Raw genomic sequence first — 13,891 nt, forward strand, 5'->3', positions numbered from 1 at the left:
ATGGACGAAGTGATTATCCCGATCATGGTGGTCGGAATGCTGTTCATCGGCCTGCCGTGGCTGGTGTTCCACTACATTACCAAGTGGAAGACGTCGGCGACGCTGACGACTGGTGACGAAAAGCTACTCGACGAGCTCCATGAAGCCGCCCGCCGCCTCGATGACCGGCTGTGCACGATCGAGCGGATCATGACGGCCGAAAACCCGAACTGGCGTCAGCAATGCATGCCGGGCCGCGACGACCAGCGTCAGCGACTGCTTGCGGACGGAGAGTGACGATGGCCTACGATCGCTATCCAGCGCCGCAGGAACGCTCCAACCGGCCGCAATATGTGACGGAAAAACCGCAATACCTCAGCGAACAGCCCGCGAGCCGTACGCGCTTCTACCGCGACAAGCGCAATGGGAAGATGTTCGGCATTTGCGCCGGCATCGCCGATTACACCGGGTTTGACGTCGCCATCGTCCGCGTCTGCTTTCTTGCGGCGATGTTCATGAGCGGCGGCGGCATCCTTCCCTTCTACCTCATCGCCGCGATGGTCACGCCAACGAAGCCGCTGGCCCTCGAACGCGTCGACAGCGAGGACAAGCAATTCTGGCAGGGTGTCCGCGCCTCACCAACACGCGCCGCGCGCGACATTCGTTCGCGGTTCAAGGACATCGATCGCCGGCTGGCCGATATCGAAAGCTACGTGACCACCGAGAACCGGTCGCTCGCCCGCGAGATCGAGCAGCTTCGATAAACTTTCAAACAGGGGCTAAAGATGGATTCGTACGCACTCATTCCCATTCTCGGAATTCTTGTTGGCCTGGTCGGCGTCTGCGGCTGGGTACTGACCACCTGGATGCGCATTCGGCATGGCTATCCGCTCGATGGATTCGGCAAGCAGGTCTACCCCGCAAGCGATCGCGAGGCGGTGGAACGGGTCAGACTGCTCACCACCGAAAATGCTCAGCTTCGCGCCGAGATCGGCTCGATCAAGGACCGGCTCGAGACCGTCGAGCGGATCGTAACCGACAAACCCAGCAAGCTGAGCCGCGAGATCGAGGCGCTCCGCATTGGCCAGGAAGGGAATGCGTGATGGGACCGGGTGACGTCATGGCCCTGTTGATCACGGTTTTCCTGCCGACGGTCTTCCTGATTTACATCGCCCGGCGCTTCTTCATGTTCAAAGAGAAGCAGCTGGAGGTGAACGCCCGCATCGCGGCGGAAAAGGCCGCGGAATATGCGACGAGCAACAGCGAGCTGGAGCAGCGTGTGCGTGTGCTAGAGCAGATCGTCACCGACCAGGGCGCCCAGACCGCGGCCCAGATTGAGGCACTCCGCGCGCCGAAGCGGCTAACCTCGTCAGACGTAGCGGCTTGACCGGACGGCCGTTCACTCCGACATCGCGCGCATCGATCCGAAAGACCTCGATCAATGAATGACGTTGCCAGTTGGATTTGGGTGCTGATCCCCCTCGCCGCCATCGGCATCGCGCCGTTCAAGATGTGGCTGCGGATCAAGGAAAAGCAGATCGAGTCCCAATCGAATCTCGCCGCTGAAAAGAGCGCTCAGTACGCACAGCACATGGAGCGAGTAGAAGCGCGCTTGCGCGTGCTCGAGCAGATCGTCACCGACAAGGGCGTTGAAACCGCGGCGCAAATCGAAGCGCTGCGCGACCGTGCCCGCATTCCTTTGGAAGGCAACCAATGAATCCGTTCGAGTTCGTAATCGCCATCATTTTTCTGACCGGCATTTTCGCGCTCATCCGCCAGCGCATGGGTGTCCGCCATATCTGGGAGCGGCCCGCAAGCGAGGACAATCAGGAAGCGCTGCGCCTGCGCGACGAGGTCAAGGAGTTGAAGGAGCGGCTGAAGGTTCTCGAGCGGATCACGGTCGACAAAGAGAATAGTCTGGCCAACGAAATCGAGTCGCTCCGCGACCGCTAGCGATGTAGGGTCGGCCGATGGCTGGCCTTCCCGCGCTCAAGGACATTTTGGAAGAATATGAGCTGGTTGATGCGGAAGATCGCTACCGGCTGCTGATTGACCTCGGCCAGCAACTCGAGCCCATGCCGGAAGCTCTTAAGACCGAGGCTACCAAGGTGCGCGGCTGCTCGGCGTCGGTCTGGGTCTATCCGACAGAGCGTAACGGCCGCTTGCACTTCCTCGCTGACAGTAACGCCGCCATCACGAAGGGGATCGTCGCGCTGGTGCTGAGCGCGGTTCAGGACCGCCCGGCGATCGAGGTCGCGCGGCTCGATGTCGCCGCCTGTCTTGCGCCTTTCGATCTGTCGAAGCAACTGAGCGCGAACCGAACACAAGGTGTCCCCAACATGATTGCACTCGTCCGGGAAACCGCGGAGCGTCTCGCCGATGCGTGACGCCGTCCCGGCCAAGGCCTTCAGCAACCCCGTCCTTGACCACGACTTCCCCGATCCCGCCGTCATTCTGGCTCCGGATGGTTTTTATTATGCCTATGCGACGCAGACCTTGCGCGACGGCCACTGGATCAACATCCAGGTCGCCCGGTCACCGGACCTGATCAGCTGGGAGCATCTTGGCGACGCGTTGCCGACGAAGCCTGCGTGGGCCGGCGAGACGCAGGACTTCTGGGCCCCTTCGGTCATTCGCGATGGCGATCGCTACATCATGTATTACTCGGCGACGCCCGACGTATGCCACGAGCCTCAGCGCGGTCATTGCCTCGCGATCGCGACCGCAACGTCACCCACCGGACCTTTCGTCGACATGGGCATGCCGCTGCTTCTCGGCATGGGGTTCGAATACATCGACCCAATGGCGTTCCACGATCCCGCGACGGGCAAAAATCTGCTTTACTGGGGGTCGGGCTTCCAGCCGATCAAGGTGCAGGAACTCAGCGCTGACTGGATGTCCTTCGCGCCGGACAGCTCGCCGATCGATCTCATCTGGCCGAACCCCGTCGAGAATGCGTTTCCGCGGCTGGTCGAAGCCGCCTGGCTCGTCCTTCGCGACGGCTATTATTACCTGTTCTATTCAGGCGACAATTGCTGCGGCCCCGACGCCGAATATGGCGTGATGGTCGCCCGTTCGCGCAGCGCCATGGGCCCGTTCGAAACGCTGGAGGAAGCACGCGGGGTGCCACACAGCCTGATGCTCGTCAGGAACGAGCAATGGCTGGCGCCCGGCCACAACGCGATGGTCGAGGACAAGGCCGGCCAGCTGTGGATCGTCTATCACGCGATCGACGTGAACCGGCCCAAACAGCGGCAGGAAGATCAGGAGAACAGCCGGCGCATTCTTCTGATCGACCGGGTGGAGTGGCACGACGGCTGGCCGCACGTCGGTACGCCGACCAGCGGCCCCCAACCAGCGCCCGTCACCTAGCCGGCGGCGGCAATCTTTGTGGCTGGCACATCAAGCTCCTCGAAGAGAGCACGCTGCGCCTGCATTTCTTCCAGCAGCGCCGCATCGACATGCCGCGAGCCGTCGGCGGTCACAGTCGACAACAGCCCCGCCTCCGCGTGCCGGCTGTTGTCCCACCCCGGATAGGCTGTGATCGGGTACCAGCAGATCCCGCGCAGATCGACGCCGCGACGTACCGCTTCGCGTGCTTCGCTGCAGACATAGTGGAACCAGGATGGCCTGCCCGATCCTTCGGCGCCCGTCTCCGACAGGAAAACCGGCTTGCCGTAGCGCTGGCCGACTTCTTCCAGCATGTCGGCAAGCGGACGATATTCGTGGTGCCCAAGCGGGATGGTCGGGCCGTCGAGATACCATTGGTTGTGCGGGTAGAAATTAAGCCCGATGGCGTCCGCGAACGCTGGATCGCCGCCAAGTTCAGGCAGCGCCTTCCCCAGGATCCAGTCGTACGCCTCAAACTGCCCCAGCCGCGCCGCTTCCGCGTTGCGCTTCTCGCGGCGGTCGTGGCTGCGCGGCGCGACATGCACCAGCGGCTCCGCCCAGACGATCCTGGTCTCGGGCAATTGCTGCTTGATCGCCCGCGCCGCCGAGATACCGGCCTGCACAAGGTGCCGCTTGAGCCACCCCTTCTCGTCAGGCCCGCAGCGCGGGAAATATCCAACCTCTACCGCCCAGGAGAGAAAATTGATCTCGTTGAGCGGACAGACGGTCGCGGCACGCCCGGAAACGCGTTGCTGCTGCTCCAGCGCGGCCATGGCGAAATCCGTGAAGCGCGCAGCGAAGTCGGGAGATGCCTGGTCGACGTGATCGGGCGAACCGTAATGGAATAAGTCCCAAATCACCTGCACGCCAACCTCTTCGGCGGCTTCCAGCGCGGGCATCCAGCTCGACCAATCGTAGTTCCCGGGCGACTTCTCGACCAAATGCCAGCGCACGCCGTCGCGCAGCGTCGCGAGACCCAGGCTTTTGCACAGGCGATAATCGCGCTGGACGTGGCGATCGTGCGTGGTCGCCCGGATCAGGTCCAGCCGCACGCCGTCCTTGCGGCGATGGGACGAGCATTCGAAGCCCGCCATGAAGAAGCTGTCAAAATTCATTGCTAATCATCGGCCCCAATGACCGCCACCAATGCACGAGCGGCGGTTTTGAGCCAAACAGCCGTGCTTAGGCCGCCTTGCCATTCTTGCGGTCTTCGGCCTTCCGGAGGACGTCATAGGCAGCCTGAACCTGCTTGAATCGCTTCGCGGCCTCTTCGTTCCCGGGATTAGCATCGGGGTGAGTTTCCTTGACCAGGCGCCGGTGCGCGGATTTCACGGCGGCGAAATCGGCATCGCTTTCCAGTTCCAGCGCGTCGAGCGCACGCATCTCGTCGCGTGTCCGCGTCCCGTCTCCCGGCCCGGCCCACTTCCACTGCGCCGACTGGCGAAAGCCCTTGGCATCGGTTTCCTCGTCCGCGGCTCGACGGGCCGCCTCCTCCGGGCTCAAGCCCGCGAAGTAGTTCCAGTTACGGTTGTACTCGGCTGCGTGCGGCTCGCAGAACATCCAGCGCTCGCGGCTGTTCGGCGCCTTGGGCGCCGGCCGGTCGCCAACCTCGCTGCACCCCTCGCGGTCGCACAGGCGGATCTTGGCCGCCGTCCGGCCCTTGTCGCCATAGGAGCGCCAGCGAGGAAAGCCCCAGTCGTTCGATCGCGTTTGTTTGGCCATGCTTCCTGCGGTGTAAAACGCCGGTCGCGGAGAAGCGAGCCGACGCGTGAAGAATTTGCCAGAGGGCCTGTAAGCCGGGTTCTGTCCATCGCGCCGTCGCCGGCGTGACTGTGCGGCCATTCCTCTAGGCGACGGGTTGCCCCGCCGCTCCAGCAACCAACCCGGGCAGCGAGCCGGAACCAGGCCCATTTGCCGCCCCTATTCGGTCTTGCACCCGATGGGGTTTACCGTGCCGATCCTGTTGCCAGCATCGCGGTGCGCTCTTGCCGCACCCTTTCGACCTTACCTGGCCGAAGCCCGGCGGTGTCCTTTCTGTGGCACTATCCCTCGACCCCGAAGAGCCGGCCGGGCGTTACCCGGCATCGTGGTCCCATGGAGCCCGGACTTTCCTCGCCCCCGCTTGCGCGAGGCCGCGGCCGCCCGGCCCTCTGGCGGGGCGGATATAAGCTGACGTCGACTAGGATGCCAGCCTCCGACCTATGTATGCATTGGGTGAAACGCGGACACTAGCCTTCCGCACTGCTAACTATCGGCGTTCGGGCGCAAGGAGTGAATTATGAGCCCATCAGAACGGAGGAGGAAGACAGACCTCTTCGAAGCTAATGCCGGACAGGTCCTTGCCCCGTAACCGCTCGATGAAAGCGAGCTCCGCCTCGCCGCTTCGACCGGGAAGTTTCACAATCAACCCAGGCATCGGGCTCGCGATGTTCAAATATTCGAAGCCGCTTTGCAACGCGAGCGCCCTAACCCGCTGAAGATCCTTCTCCTTGCCGGAAAAGCGTAGATGGCAATCTCTCGAGACATTTTCGAAGATCGGCATGGGAGGAGGAATAACGACCGACAGCGGTTGCGCTGAAGACGCTTCAGTCACGGCGCAGATACCAAGCGCCAGAGAAAGCCGTGGATGCATGACCACTCTCTGTCAGAGCTGAAGCGAGAGCTGCAAGAGGGTCGAAGCCGGACGCGAGGCCGATGTCTGCTTTGGGTGGATAGCGACGCTAGCTAACGATCTTCTCGACCCGACAACTTCGTGCAACTTCTTTCGCGCGTAGATCGCAGGATAGGCGCACTTCGCGGGGATAGGCTGAACCGTTCCAGGTCACGCCGCCAACGATCGGATTGCCGTGCCTATCAAAGTCACGGACTTGGAGGCTTTGCGTCCTGCGGATACCGCTGCGGATGCCAGTGACCGCCGCATCGGCGGTGCACGTTCCTTCGTAGTCGGGGTAGCAAAAAGACACATGCTGATCGCGCCTCAGCGTTCCGTTCCGGAAAGGATCGCTTCCCTCGTCACCATAGATGAACATGAAACCTTTACGGACGGCACCCGAGCCATCGTGAGCTACTAGCTTAATCTGAGGCATTGCGGGTGCCCAATGCACGGTTGCGGCGAGTGCGCCGCCCGCGAGCAAAACCATCGTCGCAATGCCTGTGGCGAACAAAGTCATGCGCATGTCTTATCTCCGCCGAGCAATCACCTTCTATGCTGGCGAAGCTAATGTCCGCAATGGGTCGAACGCAGACGCTCCACCGTTGGCGTCGATTACCCGTGGAGACAGAGTAAAAGGAACAGCCCGAACGTTAGTGGGCTCGCGACGATGCCAAAGGGGCCATATGGTCGTTTCGAGAACTCCTCCCGGCTGTCGAACTCCGTGCCGTGATAGAACGGCACCAGCGCTCGTTTCATGATGAGCAACATCAGCGCGTTTCCAAACGCCACATAGAGGCTTCCTGCCGCTAATGCGGATAGCACCACCCCGGCGACCCCCAACTCAACGCCTCGCGTGGCGGCGAAGGTGATTAGAGCGGCGAGCCCGAGCGCACTTAGTTTGGCAAGATTCTCGCGCATCACATCACGCACTAATCTAAGCCGGTTACGCTCTCGCTAATGTCATCTTTGGGTGGAAAGCGGACGTTTTGCCATTGTAGCGAAGCTTAGTTTTCTGCTCTCACTTTCGGCGGAGCTAGCCGCTCACCTAGGAGAACTTTTTCGTTAGCAGTCTGGTAGAATGAGACCCAGTTTACCAAGCTCTGTTCAGCGCTCCTGAGCCGATAAAGCGAATGGACGGCCCGAGCGCATGATTGTGCATCCGAAGCACCCGCACGCAGGGCACTAACCGCCGCTTCGGCGTCGTTGAAAGACACCTGTGCATCTTGAAGGATTGGAATGAGCTGCTGGCCCGTGGCATCCAACTTCCAGTAGTTGTCGACAACATCCTTCGGCATCATCGGCAAGAGGGCGCTATCGCGAACGCCGAGCCATGCAGAGTCGGTGGCGAGAAGGACAAGCGGCCTTTTTACTGGAGGGAAACTGGTGACGTCCAAAGGGGCTCTGCAGCCATTCAGCATGCTAAGCTGATTGTTGACGGCGTTCAGCGACTTGCGGAGGCTCGCCAGATCGAAGTTCATACCATCGCGGTTTTCAAGGCTTTCCCTTCGTAGCCGAGCGGACATCTCATCGACCTGGCTTAAATGATTGGTCCATTCGACGAGTTGCTGCGCGCCGAGTGCGATGAGCACGCCCAGAACGATGATGCCGACCTCCCCGGCAAACTCTCGCCAGCCATGTATTGGCTTCGGTATGCTCAATTTCACGACAACGCCCCCGGGAAGAAGCTACTCGCGTTTATTGGAAATGGCTAATGTCCGCTTTGGGTCGAAAGCGGACATTGCCGCTCGCGAAAATGCTGTCCTGCACGCGATCTTTGCGACAGATCAGTTTGGTGCATGCTTTGCCAATTCGTTGAGAGCGGACACGCGATTTTCGCGCCGTCACCGTGAACATTCGGAACATTCGCCCGACACGACCGCTCGGCCGGATCGGTGACGGGTGTGTTTATTGCGGCCTGGGGAGCAGCAGCGACAGCAGCTTGGCCCGGCACTCGCCGTCGATGATGCCGTCGATCATGTCGGGACGAAAGCGGCGCTGAAACGCGATGACCGCCTTCTGCTCGTCGCTCACGTCGTAGCCGAACCGCTCAAGCGCGAGCAGGAAGCCGGCATCGGTCCAGTAAGGGTCAACCAGATCGCGGCTGGGGCTCGGCAGGGTGAGACGCCGCTTGGCCAGCTCCCACCAGGGGAACAATTCGCCGGGGTCTTCCTTGCGCGCCGGCGCGATATCGGAGTGCCCGACCACATTGCCGCGCCCAACACCGTGCCGGGCCTTGATGTCGGCAACAAGCGGGATGACCGTTGCCATCTGCTCGTCGGGAAATTCGCGATAGCCGAATTCGTGACCCGGATTGACGATCTCGATCCCGATACTGGCCGAATTGACGTCGGTAATGCCTCGCCAGCGCGATTTGCCCGCGTGCCAGGCGCGCTTTTCCTCGTCGACCAGCCGGTACAGCGTGCCGTCTTCGTCGACGAGATAATGACATGATACTTTGGCTTCCGGCGACGTGAGCCGGTCGAGCGCGGCCTCGCCGCTCGTCATGCCCGTATAATGGAGCACGATCATCGACACCGGCAGCAGCCGGTCGTCGAAATTGGGTGACGGCCGCTCGATGATGTCGAATTCCACGCCGCTAAGGCACACGGCTACGGCCGTTCGGTCAAGCCCCCGTCGCGGTGCGGCGGTCAGGGCCCGAGCGTTTATTGGTCCGCGCACCATCCACGAGCCGGTATAGCCCGCGCGCATTGATGTCGGCGCCGAAGCGGGTCGTCTGTCCGATCACCGTCTCGCCCGCGCCAAGCATCAGCCAACCGTCCGGCGCAAGCGCACCGGCAATGCGCTCGAACGCCAGGGTCTTCTTTTCCGCACTGAGATAGAGCAGCACGTTTCGGCACAACACGATGTCGAACGCGCCCGGATGCGGTGCCGGCTCAAGAATGTTGTGAACCTGGAAACGTACTGGCCGACGAAGCGCCTCGACGGCTCGCCAGCCATCGGCGCTCTCTTCGAACCATTTGATCATCTGGCCGATGCCAAGCCCGCGCTGCACCTCAAACTGGCTGTAGGTCCCGGTCCGCGCGCGCTCGACACATCCGCTGGAAACATCGGTGCCGAGCACGTCGATGGTCCAGCCACGCCATTGCTCGGGGTTCTCGGCAAACAGCATTGCCAGCGAATAGACTTCCTGACCGGTGGAGCAGCCGGCCGACCAGATGCGGAGTCGCTTTGATTGAGCGCGAGTCTTCGCAAGCTGGGACAGCACGTTGCGGTCCAGCACATCGAACGGCGCGCGGTCCCGGAAGAAATAGGTTTCGTTGTTCAGGAGCGCCTCGACGACCCGCTGCGACAAGCTTGGCTCGCGGCCCATCACCAGGATGGTGATCAACTCGTCCAGCGTGGCAATGCCGCGTTCGCGCATGAGTGTGGAAAGCGCAGTTTCAATCCGCCACCGGCGACTCATCGTCAGTTGCTGGCCGGTGCGCGCTTCGAGCAGTCCGGCGAGGATGCGGCTTGAACTGTCGCTTATTTGCACGCGGTAAAATCCTCTACGCGGGCGCCGATACGCCGCCCAATCTTGTCCGGCGGCAGTACCGCGCACGCCAAGCCCGCCTCCAGCACCGCACGCGGCATGCCCCACACGGCGCAGCTTGCCTCGTCCTGGGCCATGACACTGCCGCCGCAGTCGATCAGACGCGACGCGCCTTCCACTCCGTCGCGCCCCATCCCCGTAAGGACGACACCCAGTGCGCGCGATCCATAAAGCGAACCTGCCGAGGCGAGCATTGGGTCGACCGACGGCATGCAACCGCTGTTGCTGCGTCCGTGAAGCAAGCGAATGACCGGCGCCGGACTGCTGGGCTCAAGCGTCAGGTGCGCATCGCCCGGCGCAATGAAAATCCGGTCGGCCAACAGCTTCATGCCGTCCTCCGCCACGACGGCGTCGCGGCCGGCAACGACGCCAAGCTGGCGGGCGAAGACCGGCATGAAGGGGGCCGGGAGATGCTGCGTAACGAGGATGGGTATGCCAATCCTTGGCGGAAGCGCGGCGAACAGTGCGCCAAGCGCGTGGATGCCACCGGTCGAGGCGCCGACGGCGACGATGCCGATCGGGTCGACTGGCATGGCCCTGAGGGCGCCCTGCGGGCGGACGGATGCAATGGGCGTTCGCGCCGATTCGATGGACGCGTGACCCAAGGCCTTCAGCTTGGCGACGAGGATCTCGGAGAACTTGCCGTTGAACCGGCCGGTCCCGGGCTTTGGCATCGTATCCGCCGCGCCAAGCGCCAGCGCTGCCACGGTCTGCTCCGCGCCATCGTCGGCAAGCGATGATACGATCATCACCTTTGCGCCGTTGGCCGCCGCGATGATGCGGGGGATCGACTTGAGACCGCCGGCACCCGGCATCTCAAGGTCGAGAATGACGATGTCCACCTGGCACTCGCCCAGTGCATCGATCGCGTCTTCGGCCGTTCCGGCGACGGCAGAAATCTCGAACGCCGGATCGCTTTCGACCATCCGCGACAACACCGCCCGGGCTACCGTCGAATCGTCGACGATCATCAGGCGGATACGGCGAAGCATATTGCGGGGATCCGTCAGGCGGTCCCGCGATCTGGCGAGCGCCCGCTCCACGGCGGCGCCCTCAGGCGACGCCGACGAGCTGAAGCTTGATGTGCAGCGTTTCGCGGTCGAACGGCTTCATCACATATTCGTCCGCACCGGCTTCCAGCGCCGCGCGGATGTGGGCCATGTCGTTCTCGGTCGTGCAGAACACGACCTTGGGCTGGTCGGAATGACCACGTTGACGCAACAGCTTCAGAAATTCCATGCCGCTCATGACCGGCATGTTCCAGTCGAGCAGGACGACGTCCGGCATCTTTGCTTCGCAGCGGGACAGGGCCTCCTGGCCATCACCGGCTTCTTCAACCTCGAACTCGAGTGTTTCCAGGATGTGCCGCGCAACTTTGCGGATCACCTTGGAATCATCGACGATCAAACAACTTTTCATGCCTGACTTCCCACTCCGAGCGTGAGGCGTGTGATTAAACGCTAAGGGTAACGAAGACCTTAAGCCGCGGCGCGCACGTCGGGTCCGGCGATCAAGGCCGTTACATCGATGAGCAACAGCGGACCCGCCTCGGTCTCGACCATGCCGGTCGCCACGCGATCCCAGCCCGGCTCCATCGCTGCGCGCACGGAAGCAGGTTCGGAAAGCGCCTCGACGACATCTTCGACCTGATCCACGATCAGGGCGTAATGATGTGAATCGAGTTCGATGACTGCGGCCTCGCGGATCCCGTCCGCGCAGTCGGTGTCGCCCAATTCGAGCGAGCGCATGCAATCGATGACGGTCAGCACCCGGCTCCGAAGGGCCGACAGACCTGCGACATGGTGCGGCGCGCGGGGCACCGGCGTGAGCGTTTCAAGCTCGACGACGGATTCGACCGCCGCCGCCGGCAGCGCCACGCGCTCACCCGCGATCGTCACGATCAGCAGCAATTCATTCATCGGCTGTTCCCCCCGGCCGCGGACTTGAGCGCCATCAGCAGACCAGCACGATCGTACCGGTAAATGCTGTCGTCCTTTCCGCCCGAGGCCTCTGCATCGGACCGCAGGCGAATGGTGCGGTTTCTATCTTCCGGTGCCACTTCCGCATCGTGCGACACGATCGCCAGGTCCGCGAGCGCCTTGTCGTCTTCGTCGACCACCCGGTAGCCCGCCGCTTCGACAATCGGGCGAAGCATGTTCTGCATCCAGGGGTCTCCGGCAGGTAGGCGACAAACAGGCGGATTCCCTGTCCTGGCCGCGCAACCGACATGGTTCGCGAACAGCCAGTGCGCGTCGATAAGCTCGGCTGGTTGGTTGTTGACGAGCGATACGCCACTCACCTCGCCGGGCCGGTCGGCGTGAATAATCTCATGTTCGATCGCGGCGAAGTCGATGACCTCCGCGAACGCGTACCCCATCTCCTGCACCCCATCATTGAGGCGGAACAGGCGCACTTTGTCGGCGGCAATGTCGGCCTGGCGAGCACCGGCAAGCGGCAGGATCGTCTCACCGACCTGCACCCTGAGCTGTCCCGCCGCCTCGGTTACCGCGCTTGCGTGAACCTCCTCGATCCGATCGACGATGGCCAGACGGAGCGCGCGACGGCCTCCATCAAGTCCACGGAACAGCAAGACGGGCGTGTCCTGCGAGGGGGGAGAAGCAGCATTTTCAGCGATGCGCGCGCCCCGCTCGAGCGTCTCCAGCCGGATCCCGCCTACTTCCGCGAGCCCCGCCGGATCCATCAGCAAGATCGGACTGCCGTCGTCGGCCAACGTGGTGCCCGCATAAAGACCTGTCGCCATGATTCCCGGCGCTGCAGGCTTCACGACCAGTTCCTCGTGATCGTGAATGCGATCGACCGACAGGGCATAGACGTCGCCTCCGGCCGGACGCAGCACCACAAGTGTCCGGTCTGCTTCGGCGACGTCGCTGTCGAGGCCTAGGATCGTTGCAAGGGAGACTTCAGGAACGCGGCGTCCGCGGATCGTGGCTACTCCGGCGCCGCCGAGATGCTCGAGCGTCACGCTCTCGCCATTGGCGCGAACAATTTCCTCGATGGCGGACCGCGGGATTGCGAAGTGCTGGCCCGCAATCGACACGGTGAGCGCGGGAATGATGGTCAGGGTCAGAGGAACTCTGAGTGTCATGCGGGTGCCTTCGCCCAGTCGGCTGTCGACTTCGACGATCCCACCGATGCGTTCGATGTTGGAACGGACGACGTCCATGCCAACGCCGCGGCCGGATATGGCGGTCACCTGTTTGGCGGTCGAGAGACCCGCTTCGAAAATGAGCGCTAGCTGCTCGCGGTGTGACAGTTGAGCTGCGTCATCCTTGGCAACCGCGCCGCTTGCGATGGCCTTTTCGACCAATTTCTTTCCGTCGATCCCGCGTCCGTCGTCGTGGATGTCGATCAGGATCTGATTGCCGGACTGGCGCGCGGAAACGGCAAGAATGCCGATCTCACGCTTGCCCGCTTTCAACCGGTCGGACGGTGCTTCGATGCCGTGATCGACGGCATTGCGAATGATATGGGTCAGCGGATCGCGGATCATTTCGATCATCTCGCGATCAAGTTCGACGTCGCCGCCTTCGATATCGATCAAGACTTGTTTGCCGAGTTCGGCAGACAAGTCGCGAACCATACGTGGCAGACCGACGAACAGGTTTTCGATGCGCTGCATGCGTGTCCGCGTGATCGCGTCCCGCATCTCCGCAATGATCGAGGACAGGCGCTCGAAGGCACCGTCCACCGGCACGTCGGAGGCCGACTCTCGAAGTCGCCGGGCCAACTCGTTCCTGGCAAGGACCATGTCCGACACGGTACTCATGACCCGGTCGAGTAGCTCGACCGAAAGCCGGATCGTTCGTGGGGCTGCTGACGCTTTTGTAGCCCCTTCTAAAGCAGGAGCGGCCACCGGCGCAGCGGCGGCGCCCTCCGCGCCTCGCTCCAACGACGCGATCAACGCGCTGTCATCGCCGGCCGGCAATTCCTCCCCGGCCTCGATGGCAGCGACCATCTCACCAATGCGATCGATGACGGCCAGCACCGCGCTCACGAGCGCGCCATCAGGGTGGCGTCGACCCGCCCGAACATCTGCGAGCGCATCTTCCGCCGCATGGCTCAGCGCCTCAAGACGCGGAAATTCGAAGAACCCGCAATTTCCTTTGACGGTGTGGACAAAGCGAAAGATGCTATCGAGCCGCGCACGGTCATCCGGCTGCGCCTCCCACGCGACGATCTCCCCGCCCAACGCTTCGAGCATTTCGCGGCATTCGGCTACGAAATCGGCAATCAGGTCGTCCATCGGCGAATTCGCCCCTCGCGCTGCAGTCGAGAGGCTTATGCCGGGCAGGAGT

20 protein-coding genes and 1 other RNA gene are annotated in these 13,891 nt (G+C 62.5%); 8 read left to right on the plus strand and 13 right to left on the minus strand.

The genetic code is table 11. The features are described from left to right. The 8 genes from pspB to QU596_RS03295 all read left to right on the plus strand — a co-directional run bounded on the left by pspB (nt 1) and on the right by QU596_RS03295 (nt 3,351). A complete protein-coding gene (pspB, locus tag QU596_RS03260) occupies nt 1-276 on the plus strand; it encodes an envelope stress response membrane protein PspB (protein WP_308517135.1) in 276 nt (91 codons plus the stop codon). Between the two features lie 134 nt (nt 277-410). Then, nucleotides 411-743: a PspC domain-containing protein gene (locus QU596_RS03265; RefSeq protein ID WP_420030958.1), complete on the plus strand. Its 333-nt coding sequence runs from the start codon at nt 411-413 to the stop codon at nt 741-743. Nucleotides 744-764: 21 nt separating this feature from the next. Beyond that, entirely contained in the window at nt 765-1,082 is a 318-nt protein-coding gene (locus QU596_RS03270; RefSeq protein WP_308517140.1) for a hypothetical protein, read from the plus strand. Beyond that, the gene (locus QU596_RS03275) at nt 1,082-1,366 is read left to right on the plus strand and encodes a hypothetical protein (RefSeq protein WP_308517933.1); all 285 of its coding nucleotides are present in this window, start codon (nt 1,082-1,084) and stop codon (nt 1,364-1,366) included. The genes QU596_RS03270 and QU596_RS03275 overlap by 1 nt, the downstream gene beginning before the upstream one ends. A 54-nt stretch (nt 1,367-1,420) precedes the next feature. After that, the gene (locus QU596_RS03280) at nt 1,421-1,696 is read left to right on the plus strand and encodes a hypothetical protein (protein WP_308517141.1); all 276 of its coding nucleotides are present in this window, start codon (nt 1,421-1,423) and stop codon (nt 1,694-1,696) included. Beyond that, nucleotides 1,693-1,932, plus strand: coding sequence for a hypothetical protein (locus QU596_RS03285; RefSeq protein ID WP_308517142.1), 240 nt, complete (start codon nt 1,693-1,695; stop codon nt 1,930-1,932). Before QU596_RS03280 ends, QU596_RS03285 begins: the two co-directional genes overlap by 4 nt. A 17-nt stretch (nt 1,933-1,949) precedes the next feature. Beyond that, nucleotides 1,950-2,366, plus strand: a complete 417-nt coding sequence (locus QU596_RS03290; RefSeq protein ID WP_308517143.1) for a SufE family protein — start codon at nt 1,950-1,952, stop codon at nt 2,364-2,366. Then, nucleotides 2,359-3,351, plus strand: coding sequence for a glycoside hydrolase family 43 protein (locus QU596_RS03295; RefSeq protein ID WP_308517144.1), 993 nt, complete (start codon nt 2,359-2,361; stop codon nt 3,349-3,351). Before QU596_RS03290 ends, QU596_RS03295 begins: the two co-directional genes overlap by 8 nt. Here QU596_RS03295 and QU596_RS03300 read toward each other — a convergent pair. The 13 genes from QU596_RS03300 to QU596_RS03360 all read right to left on the minus strand — a co-directional run bounded on the left by QU596_RS03300 (nt 3,348) and on the right by QU596_RS03360 (nt 13,839). Then, nucleotides 3,348-4,484 carry a glycoside hydrolase family 1 protein gene (locus QU596_RS03300; RefSeq protein ID WP_308517145.1) on the minus strand — a complete coding sequence of 379 codons (1,137 nt, stop codon included), beginning with the start codon at nt 4,482-4,484 and terminating at the stop codon, nt 3,348-3,350. The two genes, QU596_RS03295 and QU596_RS03300, sit on opposite strands and share 4 nt — an antisense overlap. A 67-nt stretch (nt 4,485-4,551) precedes the next feature. Further along, nucleotides 4,552-5,091, minus strand: coding sequence for a J domain-containing protein (locus QU596_RS03305; protein WP_308517147.1), 540 nt, complete (start codon nt 5,089-5,091; stop codon nt 4,552-4,554). A gap of 54 nt (nt 5,092-5,145) precedes the next feature. Next, nucleotides 5,146-5,523: RNase P RNA component class A (gene rnpB / locus QU596_RS03310), an RNA gene on the minus strand. A gap of 133 nt (nt 5,524-5,656) precedes the next feature. Next, entirely contained in the window at nt 5,657-6,001 is a 345-nt protein-coding gene (locus QU596_RS03315; protein ID WP_308517148.1) for a hypothetical protein, read from the minus strand. Nucleotides 6,002-6,089: 88 nt separating this feature from the next. Next, nucleotides 6,090-6,545, minus strand: coding sequence for a hypothetical protein (locus QU596_RS03320; protein ID WP_308517150.1), 456 nt, complete (start codon nt 6,543-6,545; stop codon nt 6,090-6,092). Between the two features lie 89 nt (nt 6,546-6,634). Continuing rightward, nucleotides 6,635-6,943, minus strand: a complete 309-nt coding sequence (locus QU596_RS03325) for a hypothetical protein (protein ID WP_308517151.1) — start codon at nt 6,941-6,943, stop codon at nt 6,635-6,637. A gap of 83 nt (nt 6,944-7,026) precedes the next feature. Then, entirely contained in the window at nt 7,027-7,686 is a 660-nt protein-coding gene (locus tag QU596_RS03330; protein ID WP_308517153.1) for a hypothetical protein, read from the minus strand. A gap of 241 nt (nt 7,687-7,927) precedes the next feature. Next, complete coding sequence (locus QU596_RS03335; protein ID WP_308517934.1) at nt 7,928-8,551, minus strand: N-acetylmuramoyl-L-alanine amidase; 624 nt, start codon at nt 8,549-8,551, stop codon at nt 7,928-7,930. 94 nt (nt 8,552-8,645) lie between these two features. Further along, a complete protein-coding gene (locus QU596_RS03340; RefSeq protein WP_308517154.1) occupies nt 8,646-9,518 on the minus strand; it encodes a CheR family methyltransferase in 873 nt (290 codons plus the stop codon). After that, nucleotides 9,509-10,567, minus strand: coding sequence for a chemotaxis-specific protein-glutamate methyltransferase CheB (gene cheB, locus QU596_RS03345; protein WP_308517155.1), 1,059 nt, complete (start codon nt 10,565-10,567; stop codon nt 9,509-9,511). The genes QU596_RS03340 and cheB overlap by 10 nt, the downstream gene beginning before the upstream one ends. 61 nt (nt 10,568-10,628) lie before the next feature. Continuing rightward, nucleotides 10,629-10,994 (minus strand): response regulator, encoded by a 366-nt coding sequence (locus QU596_RS03350; RefSeq protein ID WP_249831811.1) that lies wholly within the window; start codon nt 10,992-10,994, stop codon nt 10,629-10,631. Nucleotides 10,995-11,053: 59 nt separating this feature from the next. Further along, entirely contained in the window at nt 11,054-11,494 is a 441-nt protein-coding gene (locus QU596_RS03355) for a chemotaxis protein CheW (protein WP_308517157.1), read from the minus strand. Then, complete coding sequence (locus tag QU596_RS03360) at nt 11,491-13,839, minus strand: chemotaxis protein CheA (RefSeq protein ID WP_308517159.1); 2,349 nt, start codon at nt 13,837-13,839, stop codon at nt 11,491-11,493. The genes QU596_RS03355 and QU596_RS03360 overlap by 4 nt, the downstream gene beginning before the upstream one ends. Nucleotides 13,840-13,891 lie beyond the last annotated feature (52 nt).

The sequence above is a fragment of the Sphingomonas flavescens genome (assembly GCF_030866745.1).
GTDB classification, from domain to species: Bacteria; Pseudomonadota; Alphaproteobacteria; order Sphingomonadales; family Sphingomonadaceae; genus Sphingomicrobium; species Sphingomicrobium flavescens.

Coding starts and splice junctions, on each gene's coding strand:
- pspB (WP_308517135.1), top strand. CDS start 1: ATGGACGAAGTGATTATCCCGATCATGGTGGTCGGAATGCTGTTCATC.
- QU596_RS03265 (WP_420030958.1), top strand. CDS start 411: ATGTTCGGCATTTGCGCCGGCATCGCCGATTACACCGGGTTTGACGTC.
- QU596_RS03270 (WP_308517140.1), top strand. CDS start 765: ATGGATTCGTACGCACTCATTCCCATTCTCGGAATTCTTGTTGGCCTG.
- QU596_RS03275 (WP_308517933.1), top strand. CDS start 1,082: ATGGGACCGGGTGACGTCATGGCCCTGTTGATCACGGTTTTCCTGCCG.
- QU596_RS03280 (WP_308517141.1), top strand. CDS start 1,421: ATGAATGACGTTGCCAGTTGGATTTGGGTGCTGATCCCCCTCGCCGCC.
- QU596_RS03285 (WP_308517142.1), top strand. CDS start 1,693: ATGAATCCGTTCGAGTTCGTAATCGCCATCATTTTTCTGACCGGCATT.
- QU596_RS03290 (WP_308517143.1), top strand. CDS start 1,950: ATGGCTGGCCTTCCCGCGCTCAAGGACATTTTGGAAGAATATGAGCTG.
- QU596_RS03295 (WP_308517144.1), top strand. CDS start 2,359: ATGCGTGACGCCGTCCCGGCCAAGGCCTTCAGCAACCCCGTCCTTGAC.
- QU596_RS03300 (WP_308517145.1), bottom strand. CDS start 4,484: ATGAATTTTGACAGCTTCTTCATGGCGGGCTTCGAATGCTCGTCCCAT.
- QU596_RS03305 (WP_308517147.1), bottom strand. CDS start 5,091: ATGGCCAAACAAACGCGATCGAACGACTGGGGCTTTCCTCGCTGGCGC.
- QU596_RS03315 (WP_308517148.1), bottom strand. CDS start 6,001: ATGCATCCACGGCTTTCTCTGGCGCTTGGTATCTGCGCCGTGACTGAA.
- QU596_RS03320 (WP_308517150.1), bottom strand. CDS start 6,545: ATGCGCATGACTTTGTTCGCCACAGGCATTGCGACGATGGTTTTGCTC.
- QU596_RS03335 (WP_308517934.1), bottom strand. CDS start 8,551: ATGATCGTGCTCCATTATACGGGCATGACGAGCGGCGAGGCCGCGCTC.
- cheB (WP_308517155.1), bottom strand. CDS start 10,567: ATGCTTCGCCGTATCCGCCTGATGATCGTCGACGATTCGACGGTAGCC.
- QU596_RS03350 (WP_249831811.1), bottom strand. CDS start 10,994: ATGAAAAGTTGTTTGATCGTCGATGATTCCAAGGTGATCCGCAAAGTT.
- QU596_RS03355 (WP_308517157.1), bottom strand. CDS start 11,494: ATGAATGAATTGCTGCTGATCGTGACGATCGCGGGTGAGCGCGTGGCG.
- QU596_RS03360 (WP_308517159.1), bottom strand. CDS start 13,839: ATGGACGACCTGATTGCCGATTTCGTAGCCGAATGCCGCGAAATGCTC.